Raw genomic sequence first — 19002 nt, forward strand, 5'->3', positions numbered from 1 at the left:
CTTAACCCCTTGACCAACGGACCAGAGTTGTTATTTTCAACTCTTACTATTATACCGACTTTTCAAACTTTGTCAACTACTTTTTTAAACTTTTTTTATTAATTTTACAACAGCTTCAGTTCGAGCTGTATGTGGGAACATATCGACCGACTGGATATAATGAAGATCATAGACTTCTACTAAGCGTACCAAATCACGAGCCAAGGTCGAAACATTACAAGAAATATAAACCATTTTTTCTGGCACATAAGTAAGAATAGTATCTAATAACTTATCATCCAGACCTGTACGTGGTGGGTCCACAATCAGAGCATCTGCTCGGTAGCCTTCCTTGTACCAACGAGGAATAATCTCTTCTGCCGTTCCAGCTTCATAATGAGTATTGTCAAATCCCATTCTTTTCGCATTTCGCTTGGCATCTTCAATAGCTTCTGGGATAATATCCATTCCTCTAAGTGTCTTTACTTTCTTTGCAAAGGCAAATCCAATCGTTCCCACTCCACAATAAGCGTCAATCAAATGGTCTTCTTTATTAACATCCAAGGCTTTTACCGCCTCGTTATAAAGAACTTCTGTTTGTTCAGGATTTAGTTGATAGAAAGCTCGAGGAGATAGTGAAAATTCATAATCGAGTACACCTTCTTGAATACTCTCTTGTCCCCAGATAATCTCTGTCTTTTCACCATAAATCTCACTGGTTTTAGCTGTATTTGTATTAACAGCTACTGTCACAACTTCTGGAAAATCTTTAACTAAGTCTTTTACTAGTTGGGTTAAATTAAGCTGACGATTTGTAACAATAATAATCTGAACCTGTCCAGTCTTTCTTGCTCGTCGGACCATTATAGTTCTAACACCTAGAACTTTTCTCTCATCGGTGATTGGAATCTGGTGATAAGTAAGTAATTCTGCTAGGCGATTAGCAATCACTTGGGTTTCCTTGTCTTGTACCAGGCAGTCTTTCAACTCTACTAAATAGTGAGAGTTTTGTGCATATAAGCCCGCCTTGACCTGATTCTTAAATTTTCGAGTCTGAAATTGTAACTTAGCACGGTAGTACTTAGGTTCTTGCATTCCAATCGTCGGGCGGATTTCATAATTTTCATATCCTGCAGGGGCAAATTTTTTCAGTGCTTGGTGAAGTAAGTCCGTCTTGAACTCCAGCTGCTTATCATAATGCAGGTGCATGATTTGGCAGCCTCCGCACTCATTGTAAATAGTACAAGCTGGCACAACTCGAAATTTAGACTTCTTGTTGACCTTCAGTAATTTTGCCTCAACAAAGTTACGTTTAATAGAAGTAATCTGACAATAGATATCTTCTCCTTTGAGAGCACCAGGCACAAAGACTAGTGTTTTTTGATAAAAGCCGATTCCCTCACCATTAATTCCCATGCGCTTGATTTTTAATGGTATTTTTTGTTTCACTTTCAGATTCATACCCCTATCTTATCACATTTTGAGTTATAATAGAACTATGAAAATCACAAAACTTGAAAAGAAAAAAAGACTCTATCTGATGGAGCTTGATAATGGCGACAAATGCTATATTACTGAAGATACAATTGTTCGTTTTATGTTATCAAGAGATAAGGTGATAAGCCAAGAAGAATTGAAAGAGATTCAGGACTTTGCTCAATTTTCTTATGGTAAGAATCTGGCCCTCTACCATTTATCCTTTAAAGCACGCACTAAAAAAGAGGTCAGTGAATATCTAAAAAAATATGATATTGATGAAAAAATAATTTCTCAAGTCATTGCTAATCTTAAAGAAGATAAGTGGATTAATGATAGCCAGTACGCTTATGCTATTATCAATGCCAATCAACTTTCAGGAGACAAGGGGCCTTATGTACTGACTCAGAAACTAACACAAAAAGGGATTTCAAAATCTACTATAGAAGAGATTCTGAAAGAATTTGATTTTTCGGAAGTTGCTCAACGTGTAGCTAATAAACTATTGAAAAAATATGAGGGAAAACTTCCAGCTCGTGCCTTGCAAGATAAGATAATCCAAAATCTGACCAACAAGGGGTTTTCCTATTCTGATGCTAAAAGTGCCTTTGACCAGTTGGATAGTCAAGTTGACCAAGAAACGACTCAGGAACTCATCTTCAGGGAACTTGATAAGCAATATTCTAAGTATGCCCGAAAATATGAAGGATACGAACTTAAACAGCGTTTAACTCAAGTTTTAGCACGAAAAGGCTACGATTTTTCGGATATAGCAAGCGCTCTCAGAGAATATCTTTAATATTTTCATGTAAAATTCACAGATTTTAGGTAATTTTATGGTACAATAGTAGACGATAAACTTATAAATTGTAGAAAGTTGGTTAGTTATGAAGCTTCCAAAAGAAGGCGACTTTATTACAATTCAAAGTTATAAGCATGATGGGAGTCTCCACCGAACTTGGCGGGACACCATGGTACTAAAAACAACAGAAAACGCCATTATTGGTGTCAACGATCATACACTGGTTACCGAAAGTGATGGTCGTCGTTGGGTCACTCGAGAACCGGCTATTGTTTACTTTCACAAGAAATATTGGTTTAATATCATTGCCATGATTCGTGATAATGGAATTTCCTACTATTGCAATATGGCTAGCCCCTACTATCTGGATGAAGAAGCACTGAAGTATATTGATTACGATTTGGATGTTAAAATTTTTACAGATGGGGAAAAACGTCTCTTGGACGTTGAGGAGTATGAGCGTCACAAACGCAAAATGAATTATTCTGATGACTTGGACTACATTTTAAAAGAACATGTCAAAATTCTTGTTGATTGGATTAACAATGGACGAGGTCCTTTCTCAGAAGCCTATGTAAACATTTGGTACAAGCGCTATGTAGAACTAAAGAATCGGTAAAGTTGTCAAACTAGGGTGAAAGCCCTGGTTTTTTATTTGAAAAACCCAGCTTTTCAGCTGGGTTGGTCTCTATATATCTAATTTCGTAACAGTAAATTTGATGTGAGAATAGTCTTTTTCAACATCCTTATCCAGCAGAAACGCAGTGGCGTCCTTCTTAACTTGAACCAGGTCAATATTCTGGGCTTGTGCTGCATAGACACATCCACAATAACATTGACGATAGACATCATACTCTTCACACATCTCTACTGAACGTTTGTAGCCTTGATTTTTCTTGAAATCACTTGGAAGATAGTGGGTGGTGTAAATCTTTTGCACGTCGATTCCAATACTGTTAATGGTTTGAGAATTCTTATGAGGACTGATGGTTAAAGCCGAACCGAAGTAGTCAAAGCCAAGATCCATAGCCACTTGCGCTGTCTTATCTAGTCGGTAGTCAAAACAAACCTTGCAACGGTCGCCACCTTCTGGCTCTTCTTCCAAACCTCGAACCAGTTTACGATATTCGTTAGGTTCATAAGGGGCTTCTAGGTATTGAACGTTATTGCCAGTTCGCTCATTAAAATCACTAACAAATTTCTTGGTGACATAGGCCCGCTTATGGTATTCTGCCTTAGGATGGATATTAGAATTGGCAAAATAGATGGTCACATCTGCATACTTAGTCAAATATTCGAGGGTATAGGTACTGCAAGGGGCACAGCAAACATGCATGAGAATGGTTGGCCGTTGCTCATTTTTCTCCCATACTTGTACCATCTTCTGCATGACACGGTCATAATTAATCTTCTGATTGGGGTTCATCTTGCTCAGAATTTCTTCTACATCGATCATGTTCTTCTCCTTTTTCTAGTCTTATTTTATCATATAAGTTAGGAGAGCTCAAATCAATTTAGAAGTGAATATCATAAAAAGGAGGAATAGCCATTCCCTCCTTTTGTGTTTTTTTATAAGTTGTTTTCTATAGAAAGCTTACATCATCCCACCCATCATACTTGGATCCATTGCTGGAACTGGGGCTGCTGGTTCTGGTTTATTGGCTACGACTGCTTCCGTAGTCAAAATCAAGCTGGCTACAGATGCTGCATTTTGTAGAGCTGAACGACTCACTTTAACTGGGTCGATAATCCCTTGATCAATCATGTTAACCCATTCACCAGTTGCTGCGTTGAAGCCTGTACCAACTTCAGCATTTTTCAAACGATCGATAACGATAGAGCCTTCAAATCCTGCATTGTGGGCGATTTGACGAACAGGTTCTTCCAAAGCGCGGAGAACAATATTGCGTCCTGTTGCTTCGTCTCCTGTTAATTCCAAATCAGCTACGGCAGGGATAACATTTACAAGGGCTGTTCCACCACCTGCAACGATTCCTTCTTCAACAGCTGCACGAGTAGCGTTGAGGGCATCTTCAATGCGGAGTTTCATTTCTTTCAACTCAGTTTCAGTTGCAGCTCCGACCTTGATGACTGCTACACCACCTGACAATTTCGCCAAGCGTTCTTGCAATTTTTCACGATCAAATTCAGAAGTTGTGGTTTCGATTTGAGACTTGATAACTGCAACACGGTGAGAAATCGCTTCAGGATTTCCAGCACCTTCTACGATAACAGTGCTATCTTTGTCCACAGTTACTCTAGCTGCTTGACCAAGAGCTTCAATTGTCGCATCTTTCAACTCAAGACCAAGGTCTTCTGTGATAACTGTTCCGCCTGTCAAAATGGCGATATCTTCAAGCATGGCTTTGCGACGGTCACCAAAACCAGGTGCCTTAACGGCTACCACGTTGAAGGTTCCACGAATCTTGTTCAAAACAAGAGTTGGAAGGGCTTCACCATCTACATCATCCGCAATAATCAAGAGTGGACGATTGCTTTGGAGAATACTTTCTAGGAGTGGCAAGATTTCTTGGATATTTGAAATCTTCTTATCAGTAATCAAAATGTATGGATTTTCAAGATCAGCTACCATTTTTTCGCTATCTGTTACCATGTACTGTGAAAGGTAACCACGGTCAAACTGCATACCTTCTACAACTTCAAGCTCTGTTTCCATACCACGTGACTCTTCGATAGTGATGACTCCATCTTTGCCAACTTTTTCCATGGCTTCAGAGATGTACTCACCAACTTTTTCAGAACGAGAAGATACGGCTGCAACCTGAGCGATTGCTTCTTTGTTGGCAACAGGGATGGCGTTGTTTTTCAAAGCTTCAACTGCTGCGGCAACTGCTGCTTCAATCCCACGACGAATACCGATTGGATTTGCACCTGCTGTGACGTTTTTGATTCCTTCACGGACGATTGCTTGAGTCAAGACTGTTGCAGTTGTCGTTCCGTCACCTGCGATATCGTTGGTTTTTGAAGCTACTTCTGATACCAATTTGGCACCCATATTTTCAAAATGGTCTTCCAATTCAATTTCTTTGGCAATGGTCACACCGTCATTGGTAATCAAGGGTGAGCCAAATGATTTTTCCAACACAACGTTACGACCTTTTGGTCCCAAGGTTACTTTAACAGTATCTGCAAGGATATCGACACCACGAACCATAGCTGAACGGGCATCTGATGAAAATTTAATTTCTTTTGACATACTTACTTTCTCCTTCTATTCTTCAATGATAGCCAAGATGTTAGCTTCGCCAACGATGATGTACTTTTCATCGCCGTCTTTGACATCAAGACCTGCGTGGGCTTCAACTAAGACACGATCTCCAGGCTTAACACTTGGAGCTACCAAGTCACCGTTCAAGGTACGAACACCTTGTCCAGTAGCCACAACTTGGGCTGTTTTTGTTTTTTCTTGAGCTGAACCTGCAAGGACAAAACCTCCAACAGTTTGTTCTTTTTCTTCGATTTTCAAGACCACACGGTCTCCTAATGGTTTCAACATCTGTTTTCCTCCATGATGAACTACATATTATTAGCACTCTTTATATATGAGTGCTAATTTATAGTTCTATTGTATCACTTGGTCAGAAATAGTCAAGAAAAAAGTCTGACTTTCTCAAGATAAAAAGCCTGAGACCAACTCAGACTTTTTAATGCTTAAAATGGCAATTCTTCCTCTTCCAAAACCAAATCCGCCAAATCTTGTCCTGCATTATTTTCACGCATGGCACGTTGAGCACGACTTTCCAGAAGTTGGAATCCTGTCACAAGGACTTCGGTCACATAGTTCATCTGGCCATTTTTCTCAAAGCGACGAGTACGCAATTCCCCATCAACGGAAATGAGACTACCTTTAGTTGCGTAGCTGGCCAAGCTTTCTGCTAGTCTGCCCCATAGAACCATATTGACAAAGTCAGCTTCGCGCTCCCCATTTTGGTCTTTGTAACGACGGTTCACAGCGATAGTTGCTCGCGCTACTGACTTGTCATTGTTGGTTTTGTGCAATTCTGGTGTAGACGTCAAACGCCCAATCATGATAACTTTATTATACATATTTTCTTCCTCCTACTTATCTATTCGTAGGAAATCAAAAAAGTTACAGAAATTTGTAACTTTTCGAGAAAATTTTTTACTTTTTATGAACCATGAAACCTGTCGCTTGTTGATTGGCCATGATGGTCATATCTGTAATCTGCACACGACGAGGTTGACTGGTCACATAGACTACTGTGTCTGCGATATCCTGAGCTTGCAAAGCTTCTATTCCTTGGTAAACAGACGCAGCTCGTTCTTTATCACCGTGAAAACGTACCGTCGAAAAATCTGTTTCGACAATTCCCGGTTGAATAGTCGTCACCTTGATATCCGTTGCGATGGTATCAATTCGCAGACCATCTGAAAAGGTCTTAACCGCTGCCTTGGTAGCTGAATAAACAGCGGCACCCGCATAGGCGTAGATTCCTGCGGTTGACCCCATGTTGATGATATGTCCTTGATTAGCTTTTACCATTGCTGGCAAAAAACAGCGAGTGACTGCCATCAAACCTTTGACATTGGTATCCAACATAGTTAACATATCCAGCTCTTCATAATCCTGATAGGGTGCTAAACCTAGAGCCAGACCGGCGTTATTAACCAAGATGTCAATCTTCCCTATCGTTTCTAGAATACTGGAGCAGACAGTCTTTACCATAGTCATATCCGTGACATCTAGTGGAAAGGTCCAGACAGTTTGATTTGGGAAGGCTTCTGCAAACTCCGACTTAAGGGCTTCTAGTCTGTCTGTCCGTCGTCCGATTAGAACGACATTCTCACCCTGCTCCAGATAAGCACGCGCAATCGCTTCACCAATTCCTGATGTCGCTCCTGTAATCACAACATTTTTTGCCATCTTATTTCCTTCTATCTGGTCTATCAGATATTAACAACTTCTTAGGCAGTCCAGTGTTTAGCTGGATCAAATGGAGTTCCAACAACTTGGTCTTCTGATAATTCAATAATACCACGTTTTTGCGGAGCATTTGGCAGATGCAATTCACGAGGACTGCACATCATGCCAAAACTCTTTTCACCACGAAGTTCGCCTGGGAAAATGAGGTTGCCTTTGGGCATCATAGCTCCAGGAAGAGCCACAATGGTTTTCAACCCAAGACGCGCATTAGGAGCCCCTGCAACGATTTGTACAGTCTTGTCACTTGATACTGCAACTTGGCAGATGTTGAGGTGGTCACTATCTGGATGGGCTACCATCTCGACAATCTCACCAACAACAAACTTAGGTTCCTTGTCATTGACAATTTCTTCTGTAAATCCTTCCGTCTGCAATTCTTGATTCAAACGAGCGACTTGCTCATCTGATAAAAAGACTTGACCGCGCTCTGCAATTTCAAAGAAACTTGAAACTTCAAAAATATTCCAAGCCACTGTTTCCCCATTATCTTTGAGGAAAACACGAGCCACCTTGCCTTTGCGCTCCACATCCAGTTTGGCATCTCCGCTATTTTTCACGATGACCATAAGGACATCACCGACATGTTCTTTGTTATATGTAAAAATCATTGTTTCTATTTTCTCCTATTTCAGTCCTGCTAAAAAGTCATTAATTTGTTGCTTGCTTTTACGGTCGCGATTGACAAAACGGCCGATTTCCTTGTCCTTTTCTAGAACAACAAGGCTAGGAATTCCGTAAACATCCCAGAGTTTAGCCAAATCCATATACTGGTCTCGGTCCACTCGAATAAAGGTGAACTCTGGATTGGTCTCCTCAATTTCTGGTAAGGCAGGATAGATATAACGGCAATCGCCACACCAGTCCGCCACAAAAAGGAAAACCTTCTTGCCATCTTTTTCTACTAAAGATGCCAATTCTTCTAAACTTTCTGGCTGTATCATAAGACTTCCTCCTCATAGACTAGGTCTTCATTTTCATAGACAAAGGTATAATGACGGCCATCCTCAAAAATGACGCCACCAACCAAGCTCTCTAGACTGCTTTCATAGACTTGAACATAGAGGGTCGCAATTTCCCCCATGTCTGAAAAATGGTCTCGCACAATCGCTGTCAACTCTTCCTGAGTCTTCATGAGCTTATGGTCATCTGCAACTTTTTTCGTAGCAAGGGCAAGGCTCCCAATACCAAGCAAAGCCAAGCCTGCCATCCACATTTTTTTAGCTTTCATACCATTCATTTTAACACAAAAAAGGCTTTAGGACAAATGAGGAAGTAGCAGAAAAGCAAGTAAAAAGCCTCTTCCATTAAGGAAAAGGACTTCTTATACTCAATGAAAATCAAAGAGCAAACTAGGAAGCTAACCGCAGGCTGCTCAAATCACTGCTTTGAGGTTGTAGATAGAACTGACGAAGTCAGCTCAAAACAGCGTTTTGAGGTTGTGGATAGAACTGACGTGGTTTGAAGAGATTTTCGAAGAGTATTATTCTTATTGCCAAGCGCCTGAGTTACCAACGTAGTAACCATCAGGTGTGTAGGTATTGCGAAGCATATTACCTGATGAAGCCAGATAATACCACTTGCCATTATCTTTGACCCAATCATTCGCTAGCATGGCACCAGAAGAACTTACATAATACCATTCTCCCTTGTCATAAATCCAAGCGCTTGCTTTCATAGCTCCTGAAGTTGATAAATAGTACCACTTGCCTTGGTCGTAAAGCCAATCACTCGCAATCATAGCTCCTGATGATTTAAAGGCATACCAGTTGCTACCTTGATAGAGCCAAGTTTGATTGAACATGACTCCGTTATCATTCATAAAGTACCAAGTTCCCTTGTCCTTAACCCAAGCATTTTGAACTAGTTGGCCTTGTTTTTGATAGTACCAGTTTTGGTTTGATTTTAGCCAACTTTCTGCTTTTACAATCGGATAAAGTTCTTTGAAAGATCCTCCATCATATTTATGACTGATAGATTTTAGTTTTTCAAGTTTCAACTCGCCATTGCCATAGTCTGCCCAAGCAAAGACTTTTTGACCATTGACAGTCTCTGGTAAAGTGGCAGTGTAAGTCTTGGTTTGATAATCCCATTTAGCATCGATGTAAGTGTATTGATTATTTGATTCTTCAATACGATAGTAACCTCTCTTTCCACTATCATTATGAATATCATCCACAACTTTCGTTGACCAGATCTTCACTTCGTTTCCGCTCTTGGCTTCTACCTTGATATCTCCTCTATAGCCATATGGAACATAGAAATTCAGGTAACGCCCTTCTATACCAATCATAGACTTGTCCTTTTCTTGACCTAGGAAATTGACAGTCTGATCTTGACCATTGAGACTAACTGTCCACTCGATTTTCTCGGTTTTTGGCAAATCCAAGACTTTGATATCCACTTCATGACCATTGTTGAATCGAAAAATCTTGCCATCTTGATACTGTACTCCACACTTAACAACCCATTCTTCTTTAAGCTCAAATGCCTGCCCTGAATGTGGAAAAGCCAGTAAAGCTAGACCAGCTAGAGACAAACTAAATAGTGTGATTTTTTTCATCGTAGATCCTCCTTAGAATTTTTTATGTTAATTATATCACTATATTTTTATTTTGCAACTCATATCCTAAATATGCAAGCAAAAAACCTCTGAGATTCTTCTCAAAGGTTCTGATTTTGCTAATTACTGTTCTCAACTGCTGCAGTCACAAAGGCAGTGTAAAGTTCTTCTGGACGGTTTGGACGACTTGAAAGTTCAGGGTGATACTGACAAGCTACAAAGAATTTATTTTCAGGAATTTCCACGATTTCGACCAAACGATTATCTGGAGAAACTCCTGAGAAGACAAAGCCTGCTGCCTCAAACTGCTCACGGAAGGCGTTGTTAAACTCATAACGGTGACGGTGACGACGTTGCACCACTTCTTGATTGTGATAAGCAGCCGCAGCCTTAGAGCCACGTTTCAACTTAGATGGATAAAGTCCCAAACGAAGGGTTCCACCCATATCCTCAACATCAATCTGATCACGCATGATATCAATGATAGGGTATTTTGTTTCTGGTGCAAGCTCTGCAGAATTGGCACCTTCAAGACCCAAAACGTGACGAGCAAACTCGATACATGTCAACTGCATTCCCAAGCAGACACCTAACATTGGAACATCATTTTCACGCGCATAGCGAATGGCTTGGATTTTCCCTTCCGTACCACGTTGGCCAAAACCACCTGGTACGATGATTCCGTCCGCATCAGACAAGAGTTCCGCCACATTCTCTGCTGTCACATCATTGGCATTGATCCAATTGATTTTAACTTCTGCGTCGTTGGCATAACCAGAGTGTTTCAAGGCTTCAACCACAGAAATGTAGGCATCTTGCAACTCCACATACTTACCGACAAGGGAAATCTTGACTTGTTTCTTGAGGTTCATGACCTTGTCCACCATAGCTGACCACTCTGTCATATCCGCTACTGGTGCGTCTAGTTTCAAATGGTCACAGACAATTTGATCCATACCTTGTGCCTGCAAATTCAATGGAATTTGGTAAAGATGTTCGACATCCAACGATTCGATAACGGCTTCTGGTGCCACATCACAGAACTGTGCTAGTTTGTTTTTAATTCCTTGACCAGCTGGCTCTTCTGTACGAATAACCAACATATTCGGCTGGATTCCCAATCCACGCAATTCTTTGACAGAGTGTTGAGTTGGTTTGGTCTTCATTTCACCAGCAGCCTTGAGGTATGGAAGCAGGGTTGTATGGATGTACATGACATTATCCGCACCCACATCTGCCTTCATCTGACGAAGGGCCTCTAAGAATGGTAAGGACTCGATATCTCCTACTGTTCCACCTACCTCTGTGATAATAACATCAGAGTCGGTCGTTAGAGCGGCACGCTTGATTTTTTCTTTCAAAGCATCTGTGATATGAGGAATAACCTGAACAGTTGCCCCAAGGTATTCTCCACGGCGTTCCTTACGAAGAACTTCACTGTAAATTTTACCAGTTGTCACGTTGGAATATTTGTTAAGATTGATATCGATGAAACGTTCATAGTGACCCAAATCCAAATCTGTCTCAGCTCCGTCATCTGTCACAAAAACTTCCCCGTGCTGATAAGGACTCATAGTTCCCGGATCGATATTGATATAAGGGTCAAACTTTTGAATGGTTACCTTGAGACCACGATTTTTCAAGAGACGGCCTAGACTCGCTGCCACAATCCCTTTCCCAATAGACGATACCACACCACCAGTTACAAAAATATATTTCGTAGACATAGATTCCTCTTTCTAAAATGCTCAAGGTCTTGTTGACTACGAGGGGACATAGAAAACAAGACCCTACTAATAAGAATAATCTGGGACGACTGCACCAGATTCACAACCAAAATACAAGAAGATAACTTCTTGAAAAAACAAAAATAGCTCCCTAAGAACTAGGGAGCCCCGACCTCTAAAAGAGGTGCCCGAACAATATGATACCTAAAAATAGGATAATTGTCAATAGCTAATTTTTATTCCTCGATATTTTCAGCATCATCATCTGAAAACTCATCGTCTTCTTCGTTGAGATCCACGTCTTCACCTAAGTCATCAGGGGCAATCTCGTTGATTTCTGCATCGTAAGCTTCCACTTCATTTTTCTCATCATCTGGATTTTCATCATCGTATGAAAGAGCTGGATCTGCTTCGTATGCATCTTCGTCTTCTGGATCATCTGCATTGTAGTCAATAGCATCTGAATCGCCATCCATGAAGGCATTGACACGTTTTTTCTTAGCTTTTGGTGCTACTTCATCGTCATCATTTTCCTCAAGAGCGATGATTTCTTCGTCTATTTCATCCACACCATACCATGAACGAAGACCCCATTTGTTGTCTCCAAGTGAGATGAAGCTACCGTCAAAGTTCAACTCTGTGTAGAACAAAGGCAAAGCTTCACGGATATCGCTGTTTGATGTTCCAAGGTAGTTTTGAATTTCGTTTACAAGATCGCTAAAATGCATCTCATGGTCGCGACCACGAAGTTCCAAGATAGCACGCGCTACCTCAATCATAGATAGTTCACTTTTTTCTTGCCCAGCAAATACTTCTAATTCCAAAGCGTTTCTCCTCATTTATACTACTATCGCCAGAGCGAACAGACTCTGACCTCATTTTATCATTTACTCTTTATTTTACGATAATTTTGCAGAATAGTCAAAGGTTAAGGGGAAGAAAGTAATAGGACTTTTTATTGCTAACTTCTCAAAGTAACTTCCACTTGCCTAACCGAAGTGGAAATTAGTCTAAAACGGACTTTTTATTTCTTTGCTACCCAGCCGATGGTGTCGTTAGGTGGGGTCAAAAATTTTTAACTTGTTAAATACTATCTGTTTTCTATTGATTTTATGTGTTGTTCTTGTTTAAGGAGTGAATTAGGTTTAAACCCAAATTTTTCTTCTATTCTAGCTTTTTCTTGATAGCTAAAGGAATGCCGTGATACATGATTAACAACCATTAAATTCAATATGGTACGAGCTACGTGTGACATATTTTTATTGTTTCTATCATTTAAGATAGATTTTTCCGAGAATTGTTTTTCATATTGTAGTTCTAATCCCCTTTTTATTAATATATAGCTAGGATTAATATTGCTATTTTCCATCATTTCTGAAAAATAATGAGAAATAGGTTCTGAACCAATTGATGAAACAGTTTTCATAACTAGTGAATATATAGTAGCAAAATTCATGCTCACAAGTATGTCATGGATATCTTTTCTTAGTTTATCCTCATTTAGGTTTTCTGTATCAACTTCTTTTGAAATAAAGTTCTCTAGAAAAAGTATAAAATCTTTATCGGAGACAATCTGAATAAAAGAGGTAAGAAGTCTTAAATTAGCATCAACTGTATTTTTTAATATTTTATTAAAATCTTTGTTTTTTATTGACCCGTATCTGTTCTTAAGAATTACTCCAATTACTTCTACGGTTTGAATTGCATTTCTAACTTGATTTTGTCTATGAGCTTGTTTTTCTTCAATTATCTCTGTGTTATCTCTTTCTGAGTATGCATTTTCCTCTAATCTGTCTCGATGATTCAATTCGGATTTTCGTTTTTCCTCGAAGTTCTCTATCCTGTAATCAATATTATTAGATAAGTCATTAACTTGTTTATCAAAATCACCCAACTCTACAGAATCAAGTGTTGCTTCTGTATAATCACTAAATGAATTCTCTAAACTATAGTTTAACATTTCTATTAATCGTTGATCTTTACAATGATGCGCTAGAAAAATACTTATGTGGCCATTCTGTTCTAAATCCAGATTCAAAATAATGTCTTGTATGTCATCAAGATGTTCATTAAAGTTATCAGATAGATATTGCCCTAAAAAGTAATAATATAGATACTCATAGCAAAAACTGTAGTTAGAAGAGTTGCTTTTTCTCAACAATCCAGTTTTCATTAATAAACTTAGATACTCTTCTAGGTCAAAGATTTTATAATCATTTTGATAATCTTCTAAAAATAAATTGAAATCCTTATTTGATACTTCTAAGACTTCTTTTTTAAAAAGATACATAGAAAAATAAGACAAAAAGTTTAAATAAGACACAATCCGATCATTACTTACTCCACAATTTTGAAAAGCTAACTGAATTAGTAAATTATAACAATGACCGTGTGAAGATATAGGAGTATCGAATCTGTTGTTAACATCAGTTGAAGAACCTAGGATAATTAAAATATACAGAGGAAATGCGGGGATAATACCATTCTTATATCCTCTATCTAAACCCAAACTGATATCAACAAGATTCGTATTCTCATCAATTTTCTTTAATTTATCATTTGTGTTTAAATCTCTATAGAGTGATTTTGATTCTATAAATTTCGTTATAAGTTCATTTCTTAAAGAAGGTTTAAAAGGTTGTATTGTGAATCTTGTTACTGTAAAATCATTCGAACTAATATCATAAATATCATCAACAAACAAAATTAACCCTGCGTACTTGTCAATTTTTTTAACAATATTTTGTAATTTTGTCGAAAGTTTATGAAAATCATCAATTATAACAACTATATTTTCTGCTTTATTTTTATGGTTAGTTTTATATGTTGAAATATATTTGTTGCGAACTGCCTTTTCTATATTTTGAGAATTAATCTCTTTACTTTCTAAATAGATAGGTTGAAAACCGTCACTATATATATCTAAAAATAATTTTTTTGCAAAAGATGTTTTTCCACTTTGTCTATCGCCTACTATAAAAACTTTATCTAAATAATATTTACTATTCAATAACTTTTCTGCTGAAAGATAACTTATATTTTCTTTTCTATCTATTCTTAGTTCTGGATAAGTATACAAATCTGAAAGTTTTAATGTGGAATTAAGAACATTAGAAATTAAACCAATCGAATCAAGTTGCGAATGAACTTCTTCTTTTAATTTATCTTGAGGGCAGAGCTCTTCTTTTGAGAGCTTTTCAGATAATCTTATAAAAAGAGAATTTAATTGATCGGATGAGTCAAACGACATTTCCTCAAATTCTTTACAGAAAGATTCGTAAGGTAATGTACCAAAAATGTAAGGCAAATTATCTTCTGAGATTTTAATAGGTATTACTTTATCTAAGAAATTATGTTCTGTTATTTCTTTTAATTCGAAACTCACACCCGAATCTTTTTTTTCAGATTTTTCTAAATAGGCCTTATCACAAATAGATAAAATAACATCGCAATTTCTAATATTTTCAATCATGAATTGATTTAAAGTATTTTTGTTAACAATATTACCATCATAAATAACTTCTAAATTTTTTTCTTCTAGTTCGAGTTCAAGTTTACGTATAAAGTCTAATTGTCTCTGACTATAATTTTCATCATCTGACCAGGCATGTGCAATAAAAATTTTACTCATTTCATTATCCTTTAGATAAATTTCTTTAATTCATTATACCAAAAAACACGGCTCATCACCGTGTTTCTGTGTTTATTTCACCAACTTCTTCATCTCATCAATACGTGCGACGGTCGCGTCGTATTTGGCTTGGTAGTCGGCTTGTTTGTCGCGTTCTTTTTGGACGACTTCTGGTTTGGCGTTGGCTACGAAGCGTTCGTTAGAGAGTTTCTTGCCGACCATATCCAGTTCTTTTTGCCATTTAGCCAGTTCCTTGTCGAGACGAGCCAGTTCTTCTTCGACATTGAGGAGGTCTGCGAGAGGCAAGTAGATTTCTGCTCCTGTGATGACGCTTGACATAGCGAGTTCAGGTGCAGGAATAGTTGATGCGATTTCCAGGTGTTCTGGATTTGTGAAGCGTTTGATGTAGTTGACATTGCTGTTAAAGAAGGCTTCCAAGTCACTATCGCTTGTCTTAACAAGGATGGTAATCGGCTTGCTTGGTGCTACGTTTACTTCCGCACGCGCATTACGAACAGCACGGATTAAGTCTTTGAGACTTTCCACACCAGTATGAGCCGCAAGGTCTTCAAAGGCTGGGTTGACAGTTGGGTATTCTGCTGTAACGATAGAACCTTCTGATATTTGTCCAAAGATTTCTTCTGTCACGAATGGCATGATTGGGTGAAGGAGACGAAGGATCTTGTCCAAGGTGTAAAGGAGAACAGAACGTGTGATAACTTTCTCTTCTTCGTTATCGCTGTAAAGGACTTCCTTGGTCAACTCAACGTACCAGTCCGCAAACTCATCCCAGATGAAGTTGTAGAGGATGTGTCCAGCGACACCAAACTCAAACTTGTCAAAGTTGGCAGTTGCTTTTCCAATGGTTTCATTGAGGTTGTGGAGAATCCAGCGGTCTGTGACATTTCCAGCTTCCTTGTTGACAACTTTTTCCACATTGGCAGTCGCTTGCTCAAGGGTCAAGCCTTCATTGTTCATGAGGATGTAGCGAGAGATGTTCCAAATCTTGTTAATGAAGTTCCATGAAGCATCCATTTTCTCGTAAGAAAAGCGCACGTCTTGGCCTGGCGCAGAACCGTTTGAAAGGAACCAACGAAGGGCATCGGCACCATATTTCTCAATGACATCCATCGGGTCAATCCCGTTACCGAGAGATTTAGACATCTTGCGTCCTTGCTCGTCACGGATGAGACCGTGGATCAGAACGTTTTGGAATGGCTGACGGCCAGTGAATTCCAAAGATTGGAAGATCATACGAGACACCCAGAAGAAGATGATGTCGTAACCTGTTACCAAGGTTGAAGTTGGGAAGTAACGTTTGAAGTCTGCTGAGTCGACATCAGGCCAGCCCATGGTTGAGAATGGCCAAAGGGCAGAACTGAACCAAGTATCCAAGACGTCTTCATCTTGTGTCCATCCGTCACCTTCTGGAGCTTCTTCGCCAACGTACATTTCGCCCTCAGCATTATACCAAGCAGGGATTTGGTGACCCCACCAGAGCTGACGAGAGATAACCCAGTCGTGAACATTTTCCATCCATTGAAGGAAGGTATCGTTGAAACGGGGTGGGTAGAATTCTACCTTGTCTTCTGTGTCTTGGTTGGCAATAGCATTTTTAGCCAATTGGTCCATCTTGACGAACCATTGCGTAGACAAGCGTGGCTCAACCACGACACCTGTACGCTCTGAGTGACCAACACTGTGGACACGTTTTTCAATTTTAACGAGAGTGCCGATTTCTTCCAACTTAGCAACGACTGCCTTACGAGCTTCAAAACGATCCATGCCTGCAAATTCAAAGGCCAAGTCATTCATAGTTCCGTCATCGTTCATGACGTTAACTTGTGGCAAGTTATGGCGTTGACCAACCAAGAAGTCATTTGGATCATGGGCAGGTGTGATTTTTACGACACCAGTACCAAACTCAGGATCTGCATGCTCGTCCCCAACGATTGGAATCAATTTATTAGCGATTGGAAGGATGACGTTTTTTCCAATCAAGTCTTTGTAGCGTGGATCTTCTGGATTGACCGCAACGGCAACGTCCCCAAACATAGTCTCAGGACGAGTTGTTGCCACTTCAAGGGCGCGTGAACCGTCTTCCAGCATGTAGTTCATATGGTAGAAGGCACCTTCGACGTCCTTGTGGATAACTTCGATATCAGAAAGAGCTGTACGAGCTGCTGGGTCCCAGTTGATAATAAATTCACCACGGTAGATCCAACCTTTCTTGTAAAGGTCCACAAAGACCTTACGAACAGCTTTTGACAAACCTTCATCAAGAGTGAAACGCTCACGAGAGTAGTCTACAGAGAGCCCCATCTTGCCCCATTGTTCCTTGATAGTAGTGGCATATTCGTCTTTCCATTCCCAGACCTTGTCGAGGAATTTTTCACGACCTAGGTCATAACGTGTAATGCCCTCTCCACGCAAGCGCTCCTCAACCTTAGCCTGAGTGGCAATCCCCGCGTGGTCCATACCTGGAAGCCAAAGCGTATCAAAACCTTGCATGCGTTTTTGACGGATTATAATATCCTGCAAAGTAGTATCCCAAGCGTGACCAAGGTGGAGTTTCCCAGTTACGTTTGGTGGTGGAATCACGATAGAATATGGCTTAGCCTTTTGATCGCCTGAAGGCTTAAAAACATCGGCATCAAGCCATTTTTGGTAACGACCAGCCTCAACCTCGGCTGGATTGTATTTAGGTGAAAGTTCTTTAGACATGTGTGTGTCCTTTCTAGTTAATATCTTTAAATAAAATTAGTATGTAGAAGATAGGCTTTGATTCAACTCATCTTGTTTTTCTCATTATCTTCTATAAGCAAAGAAACGGTGAAAATTTTACATTAACTTTCTCTCATTATCTTCAGAATATGTTTATCAAAGTCCGATAGAATTTTTTGAGTTCGGTTAAATTTTTCATACTCCTGGATGGCTTTTGAGTCTGCTTGTTTCTTGGAAATACTTCCTTTTCCTTCTAAAATTTCGTACTCATTAAAAGATAGAAAACGATCAATACTATCTGCCAATCCTCGCATTGTAAAAGTATTACGGCGCTCAACCAAACCCTCAATATAATCAAAATAGGCTGTAACAGTTCGCTCTAGTTGTCGAATTTCTTTTTCTTGCAAATAATTTTTGGCTACCGTTACATCGGATTTAAGCACTCGTCCATCAGGTGCATTCTTCCAAGAAGTTAATCCCATTTTTTCTTTACTAGCATCGGCTTGTTGATAGATAATTTCTGCAGCAGTACTTCCAGTAATTGCATAATGAAATTTATTTTGCACCATAGCATAGAAATTTTTAGTAATATCTGAGTTTCGATCATAATCTATGGCACATTCAGCAAAGATATCCGTAATTTGTTGATAGATTCGGCGCTCGCTAGAACGAATAGAGCGAATTCGTTCTAAAAGTTCACGAAAATAATCTTTTCCGAAAACTGTCTGTCCTTGTTTCAAACGTTCATCATCTAAAACAAAACCTTTGATGATAAATTCTTTCAAGGTCTTGGTTGCCCAAATTCTAAATTGAGTAGCCTTGCTGGAATTTACACGATAGCCTACTGAAATGATAGCATCCAGATTGTAATATTCAAGTTCACGCCTGACAGTTCTATTGCCCTCTTGTTGAACCTGTGCAAATTTTGCACAAGTTGACATCTTATCCAACTCACCACTATCATAAATGTTTTTCAAGTGCTTTGTAATGACACTTCGTTCAACTCCAAAGAGTTCTGCAAGACCTTTTTGAGTCAACCAAAGATTTTCATCCTGTAAAAGGATATCTAGCTGAACATGGCCATTGGGTGTAGTATACAGGATGAAATTAGAAATTTCATTCAAGACAATTTCACCT

The 19002-nt window shown here is 39.2% G+C and carries 17 protein-coding genes; 2 read left to right on the forward strand and 15 right to left on the reverse strand.

Features of this window, described 5'->3' with window-relative positions; translation table 11 throughout:
- Positions 1–84: 84 nt before the first annotated feature.
- Positions 85–1440, reverse strand: a complete 1356-nt coding sequence (gene rlmD / locus N8L90_RS03505; protein ID WP_049521663.1) for a 23S rRNA (uracil(1939)-C(5))-methyltransferase RlmD — start codon at positions 1438–1440, stop codon at positions 85–87.
- A gap of 37 nt (positions 1441–1477) precedes the next feature.
- Between rlmD and recX the strand changes: the two genes are divergently transcribed.
- Both recX and ntdP read left to right on the forward strand, forming a co-directional pair.
- Entirely contained in the window at positions 1478–2254 is a 777-nt protein-coding gene (gene recX / locus N8L90_RS03510; RefSeq protein ID WP_261024182.1) for a recombination regulator RecX, read from the forward strand.
- Between the two features lie 88 nt (positions 2255–2342).
- Positions 2343–2876, forward strand: coding sequence for a nucleoside tri-diphosphate phosphatase (ntdP, locus tag N8L90_RS03515; RefSeq protein ID WP_000775316.1), 534 nt, complete (start codon positions 2343–2345; stop codon positions 2874–2876).
- A 69-nt stretch (positions 2877–2945) separates the two neighbouring features.
- Here ntdP and N8L90_RS03520 read toward each other — a convergent pair whose 3' ends face one another.
- The 14 genes from N8L90_RS03520 to N8L90_RS03585 form a co-directional block, all read right to left on the reverse strand.
- Positions 2946–3713 carry an epoxyqueuosine reductase QueH gene (locus tag N8L90_RS03520; protein ID WP_261024183.1) on the reverse strand — a complete coding sequence of 256 codons (768 nt, stop codon included), beginning with the start codon at positions 3711–3713 and terminating at the stop codon, positions 2946–2948.
- A 138-nt stretch (positions 3714–3851) separates the two neighbouring features.
- Positions 3852–5474, reverse strand: a complete 1623-nt coding sequence (groL, locus tag N8L90_RS03525) for a chaperonin GroEL (protein WP_261024184.1) — start codon at positions 5472–5474, stop codon at positions 3852–3854.
- A gap of 15 nt (positions 5475–5489) precedes the next feature.
- Entirely contained in the window at positions 5490–5774 is a 285-nt protein-coding gene (groES, locus tag N8L90_RS03530) for a co-chaperone GroES (protein WP_000917328.1), read from the reverse strand.
- A gap of 155 nt (positions 5775–5929) precedes the next feature.
- Entirely contained in the window at positions 5930–6325 is a 396-nt protein-coding gene (locus N8L90_RS03535) for a single-stranded DNA-binding protein (RefSeq protein ID WP_000282465.1), read from the reverse strand.
- A 76-nt stretch (positions 6326–6401) separates the two neighbouring features.
- On the reverse strand, positions 6402–7163 hold the full coding sequence (locus N8L90_RS03540) for an SDR family NAD(P)-dependent oxidoreductase (RefSeq protein ID WP_261024185.1): 762 nt from the start codon (positions 7161–7163) through the stop codon (positions 6402–6404).
- A 41-nt stretch (positions 7164–7204) separates the two neighbouring features.
- On the reverse strand, positions 7205–7831 hold the full coding sequence (gene ytpR / locus N8L90_RS03545; RefSeq protein WP_203175854.1) for a YtpR family tRNA-binding protein: 627 nt from the start codon (positions 7829–7831) through the stop codon (positions 7205–7207).
- Positions 7832–7846: 15 nt separating this feature from the next.
- Positions 7847–8164 (reverse strand): thioredoxin family protein, encoded by a 318-nt coding sequence (locus N8L90_RS03550; protein WP_060806141.1) that lies wholly within the window; start codon positions 8162–8164, stop codon positions 7847–7849.
- Entirely contained in the window at positions 8161–8460 is a 300-nt protein-coding gene (locus N8L90_RS03555; RefSeq protein ID WP_001815024.1) for a DUF4651 domain-containing protein, read from the reverse strand. The genes N8L90_RS03550 and N8L90_RS03555 overlap by 4 nt, the downstream gene beginning before the upstream one ends.
- Positions 8461–8709: 249 nt before the next feature.
- Positions 8710–9783 carry an N-acetylmuramoyl-L-alanine amidase family protein gene (locus tag N8L90_RS03560; RefSeq protein WP_261024187.1) on the reverse strand — a complete coding sequence of 358 codons (1074 nt, stop codon included), beginning with the start codon at positions 9781–9783 and terminating at the stop codon, positions 8710–8712.
- A gap of 119 nt (positions 9784–9902) precedes the next feature.
- On the reverse strand, positions 9903–11510 hold the full coding sequence (locus N8L90_RS03565; RefSeq protein WP_000105246.1) for a CTP synthase: 1608 nt from the start codon (positions 11508–11510) through the stop codon (positions 9903–9905).
- Positions 11511–11746: 236 nt separating this feature from the next.
- On the reverse strand, positions 11747–12334 hold the full coding sequence (gene rpoE, locus N8L90_RS03570; protein ID WP_000418405.1) for a DNA-directed RNA polymerase subunit delta: 588 nt from the start codon (positions 12332–12334) through the stop codon (positions 11747–11749).
- A 266-nt stretch (positions 12335–12600) separates the two neighbouring features.
- Positions 12601–15141 (reverse strand): NACHT domain-containing protein, encoded by a 2541-nt coding sequence (locus N8L90_RS03575; protein WP_261024188.1) that lies wholly within the window; start codon positions 15139–15141, stop codon positions 12601–12603.
- A gap of 72 nt (positions 15142–15213) precedes the next feature.
- Positions 15214–17865: a valine--tRNA ligase gene (locus N8L90_RS03580; protein ID WP_261024189.1), complete on the reverse strand. Its 2652-nt coding sequence runs from the start codon at positions 17863–17865 to the stop codon at positions 15214–15216.
- Positions 17866–17987: 122 nt separating this feature from the next.
- The gene (locus tag N8L90_RS03585) at positions 17988–18989 is read right to left on the reverse strand and encodes a virulence RhuM family protein (RefSeq protein WP_261024190.1); all 1002 of its coding nucleotides are present in this window, start codon (positions 18987–18989) and stop codon (positions 17988–17990) included.
- Between the last annotated feature and the right edge of the window lie 13 nt (positions 18990–19002).

This window comes from Streptococcus mitis (assembly GCF_946190115.1).
GTDB lineage: Bacteria > Bacillota > Bacilli > Lactobacillales > Streptococcaceae > Streptococcus > Streptococcus mitis_CO.

Bases quoted from the DNA above. Each gene is read 5' to 3' on its own strand.
- rlmD (WP_049521663.1), bottom strand. From the start codon at position 1,440: ATGAATCTGAAAGTGAAACAAAAAATACCATTAAAAATCAAGCGCATG.
- recX (WP_261024182.1), top strand. From the start codon at position 1,478: ATGAAAATCACAAAACTTGAAAAGAAAAAAAGACTCTATCTGATGGAG.
- ntdP (WP_000775316.1), top strand. From the start codon at position 2,343: ATGAAGCTTCCAAAAGAAGGCGACTTTATTACAATTCAAAGTTATAAG.
- N8L90_RS03520 (WP_261024183.1), bottom strand. From the start codon at position 3,713: ATGATCGATGTAGAAGAAATTCTGAGCAAGATGAACCCCAATCAGAAG.
- groL (WP_261024184.1), bottom strand. From the start codon at position 5,474: ATGTCAAAAGAAATTAAATTTTCATCAGATGCCCGTTCAGCTATGGTT.
- groES (WP_000917328.1), bottom strand. From the start codon at position 5,774: ATGTTGAAACCATTAGGAGACCGTGTGGTCTTGAAAATCGAAGAAAAA.
- N8L90_RS03535 (WP_000282465.1), bottom strand. From the start codon at position 6,325: ATGTATAATAAAGTTATCATGATTGGGCGTTTGACGTCTACACCAGAA.
- N8L90_RS03540 (WP_261024185.1), bottom strand. From the start codon at position 7,163: ATGGCAAAAAATGTTGTGATTACAGGAGCGACATCAGGAATTGGTGAA.
- ytpR (WP_203175854.1), bottom strand. From the start codon at position 7,831: ATGATTTTTACATATAACAAAGAACATGTCGGTGATGTCCTTATGGTC.
- N8L90_RS03550 (WP_060806141.1), bottom strand. From the start codon at position 8,164: ATGATACAGCCAGAAAGTTTAGAAGAATTGGCATCTTTAGTAGAAAAA.
- N8L90_RS03555 (WP_001815024.1), bottom strand. From the start codon at position 8,460: ATGAATGGTATGAAAGCTAAAAAAATGTGGATGGCAGGCTTGGCTTTG.
- N8L90_RS03560 (WP_261024187.1), bottom strand. From the start codon at position 9,783: ATGAAAAAAATCACACTATTTAGTTTGTCTCTAGCTGGTCTAGCTTTA.
- N8L90_RS03565 (WP_000105246.1), bottom strand. From the start codon at position 11,510: ATGTCTACGAAATATATTTTTGTAACTGGTGGTGTGGTATCGTCTATT.
- N8L90_RS03575 (WP_261024188.1), bottom strand. From the start codon at position 15,141: ATGAGTAAAATTTTTATTGCACATGCCTGGTCAGATGATGAAAATTAT.
- N8L90_RS03580 (WP_261024189.1), bottom strand. From the start codon at position 17,865: ATGTCTAAAGAACTTTCACCTAAATACAATCCAGCCGAGGTTGAGGCT.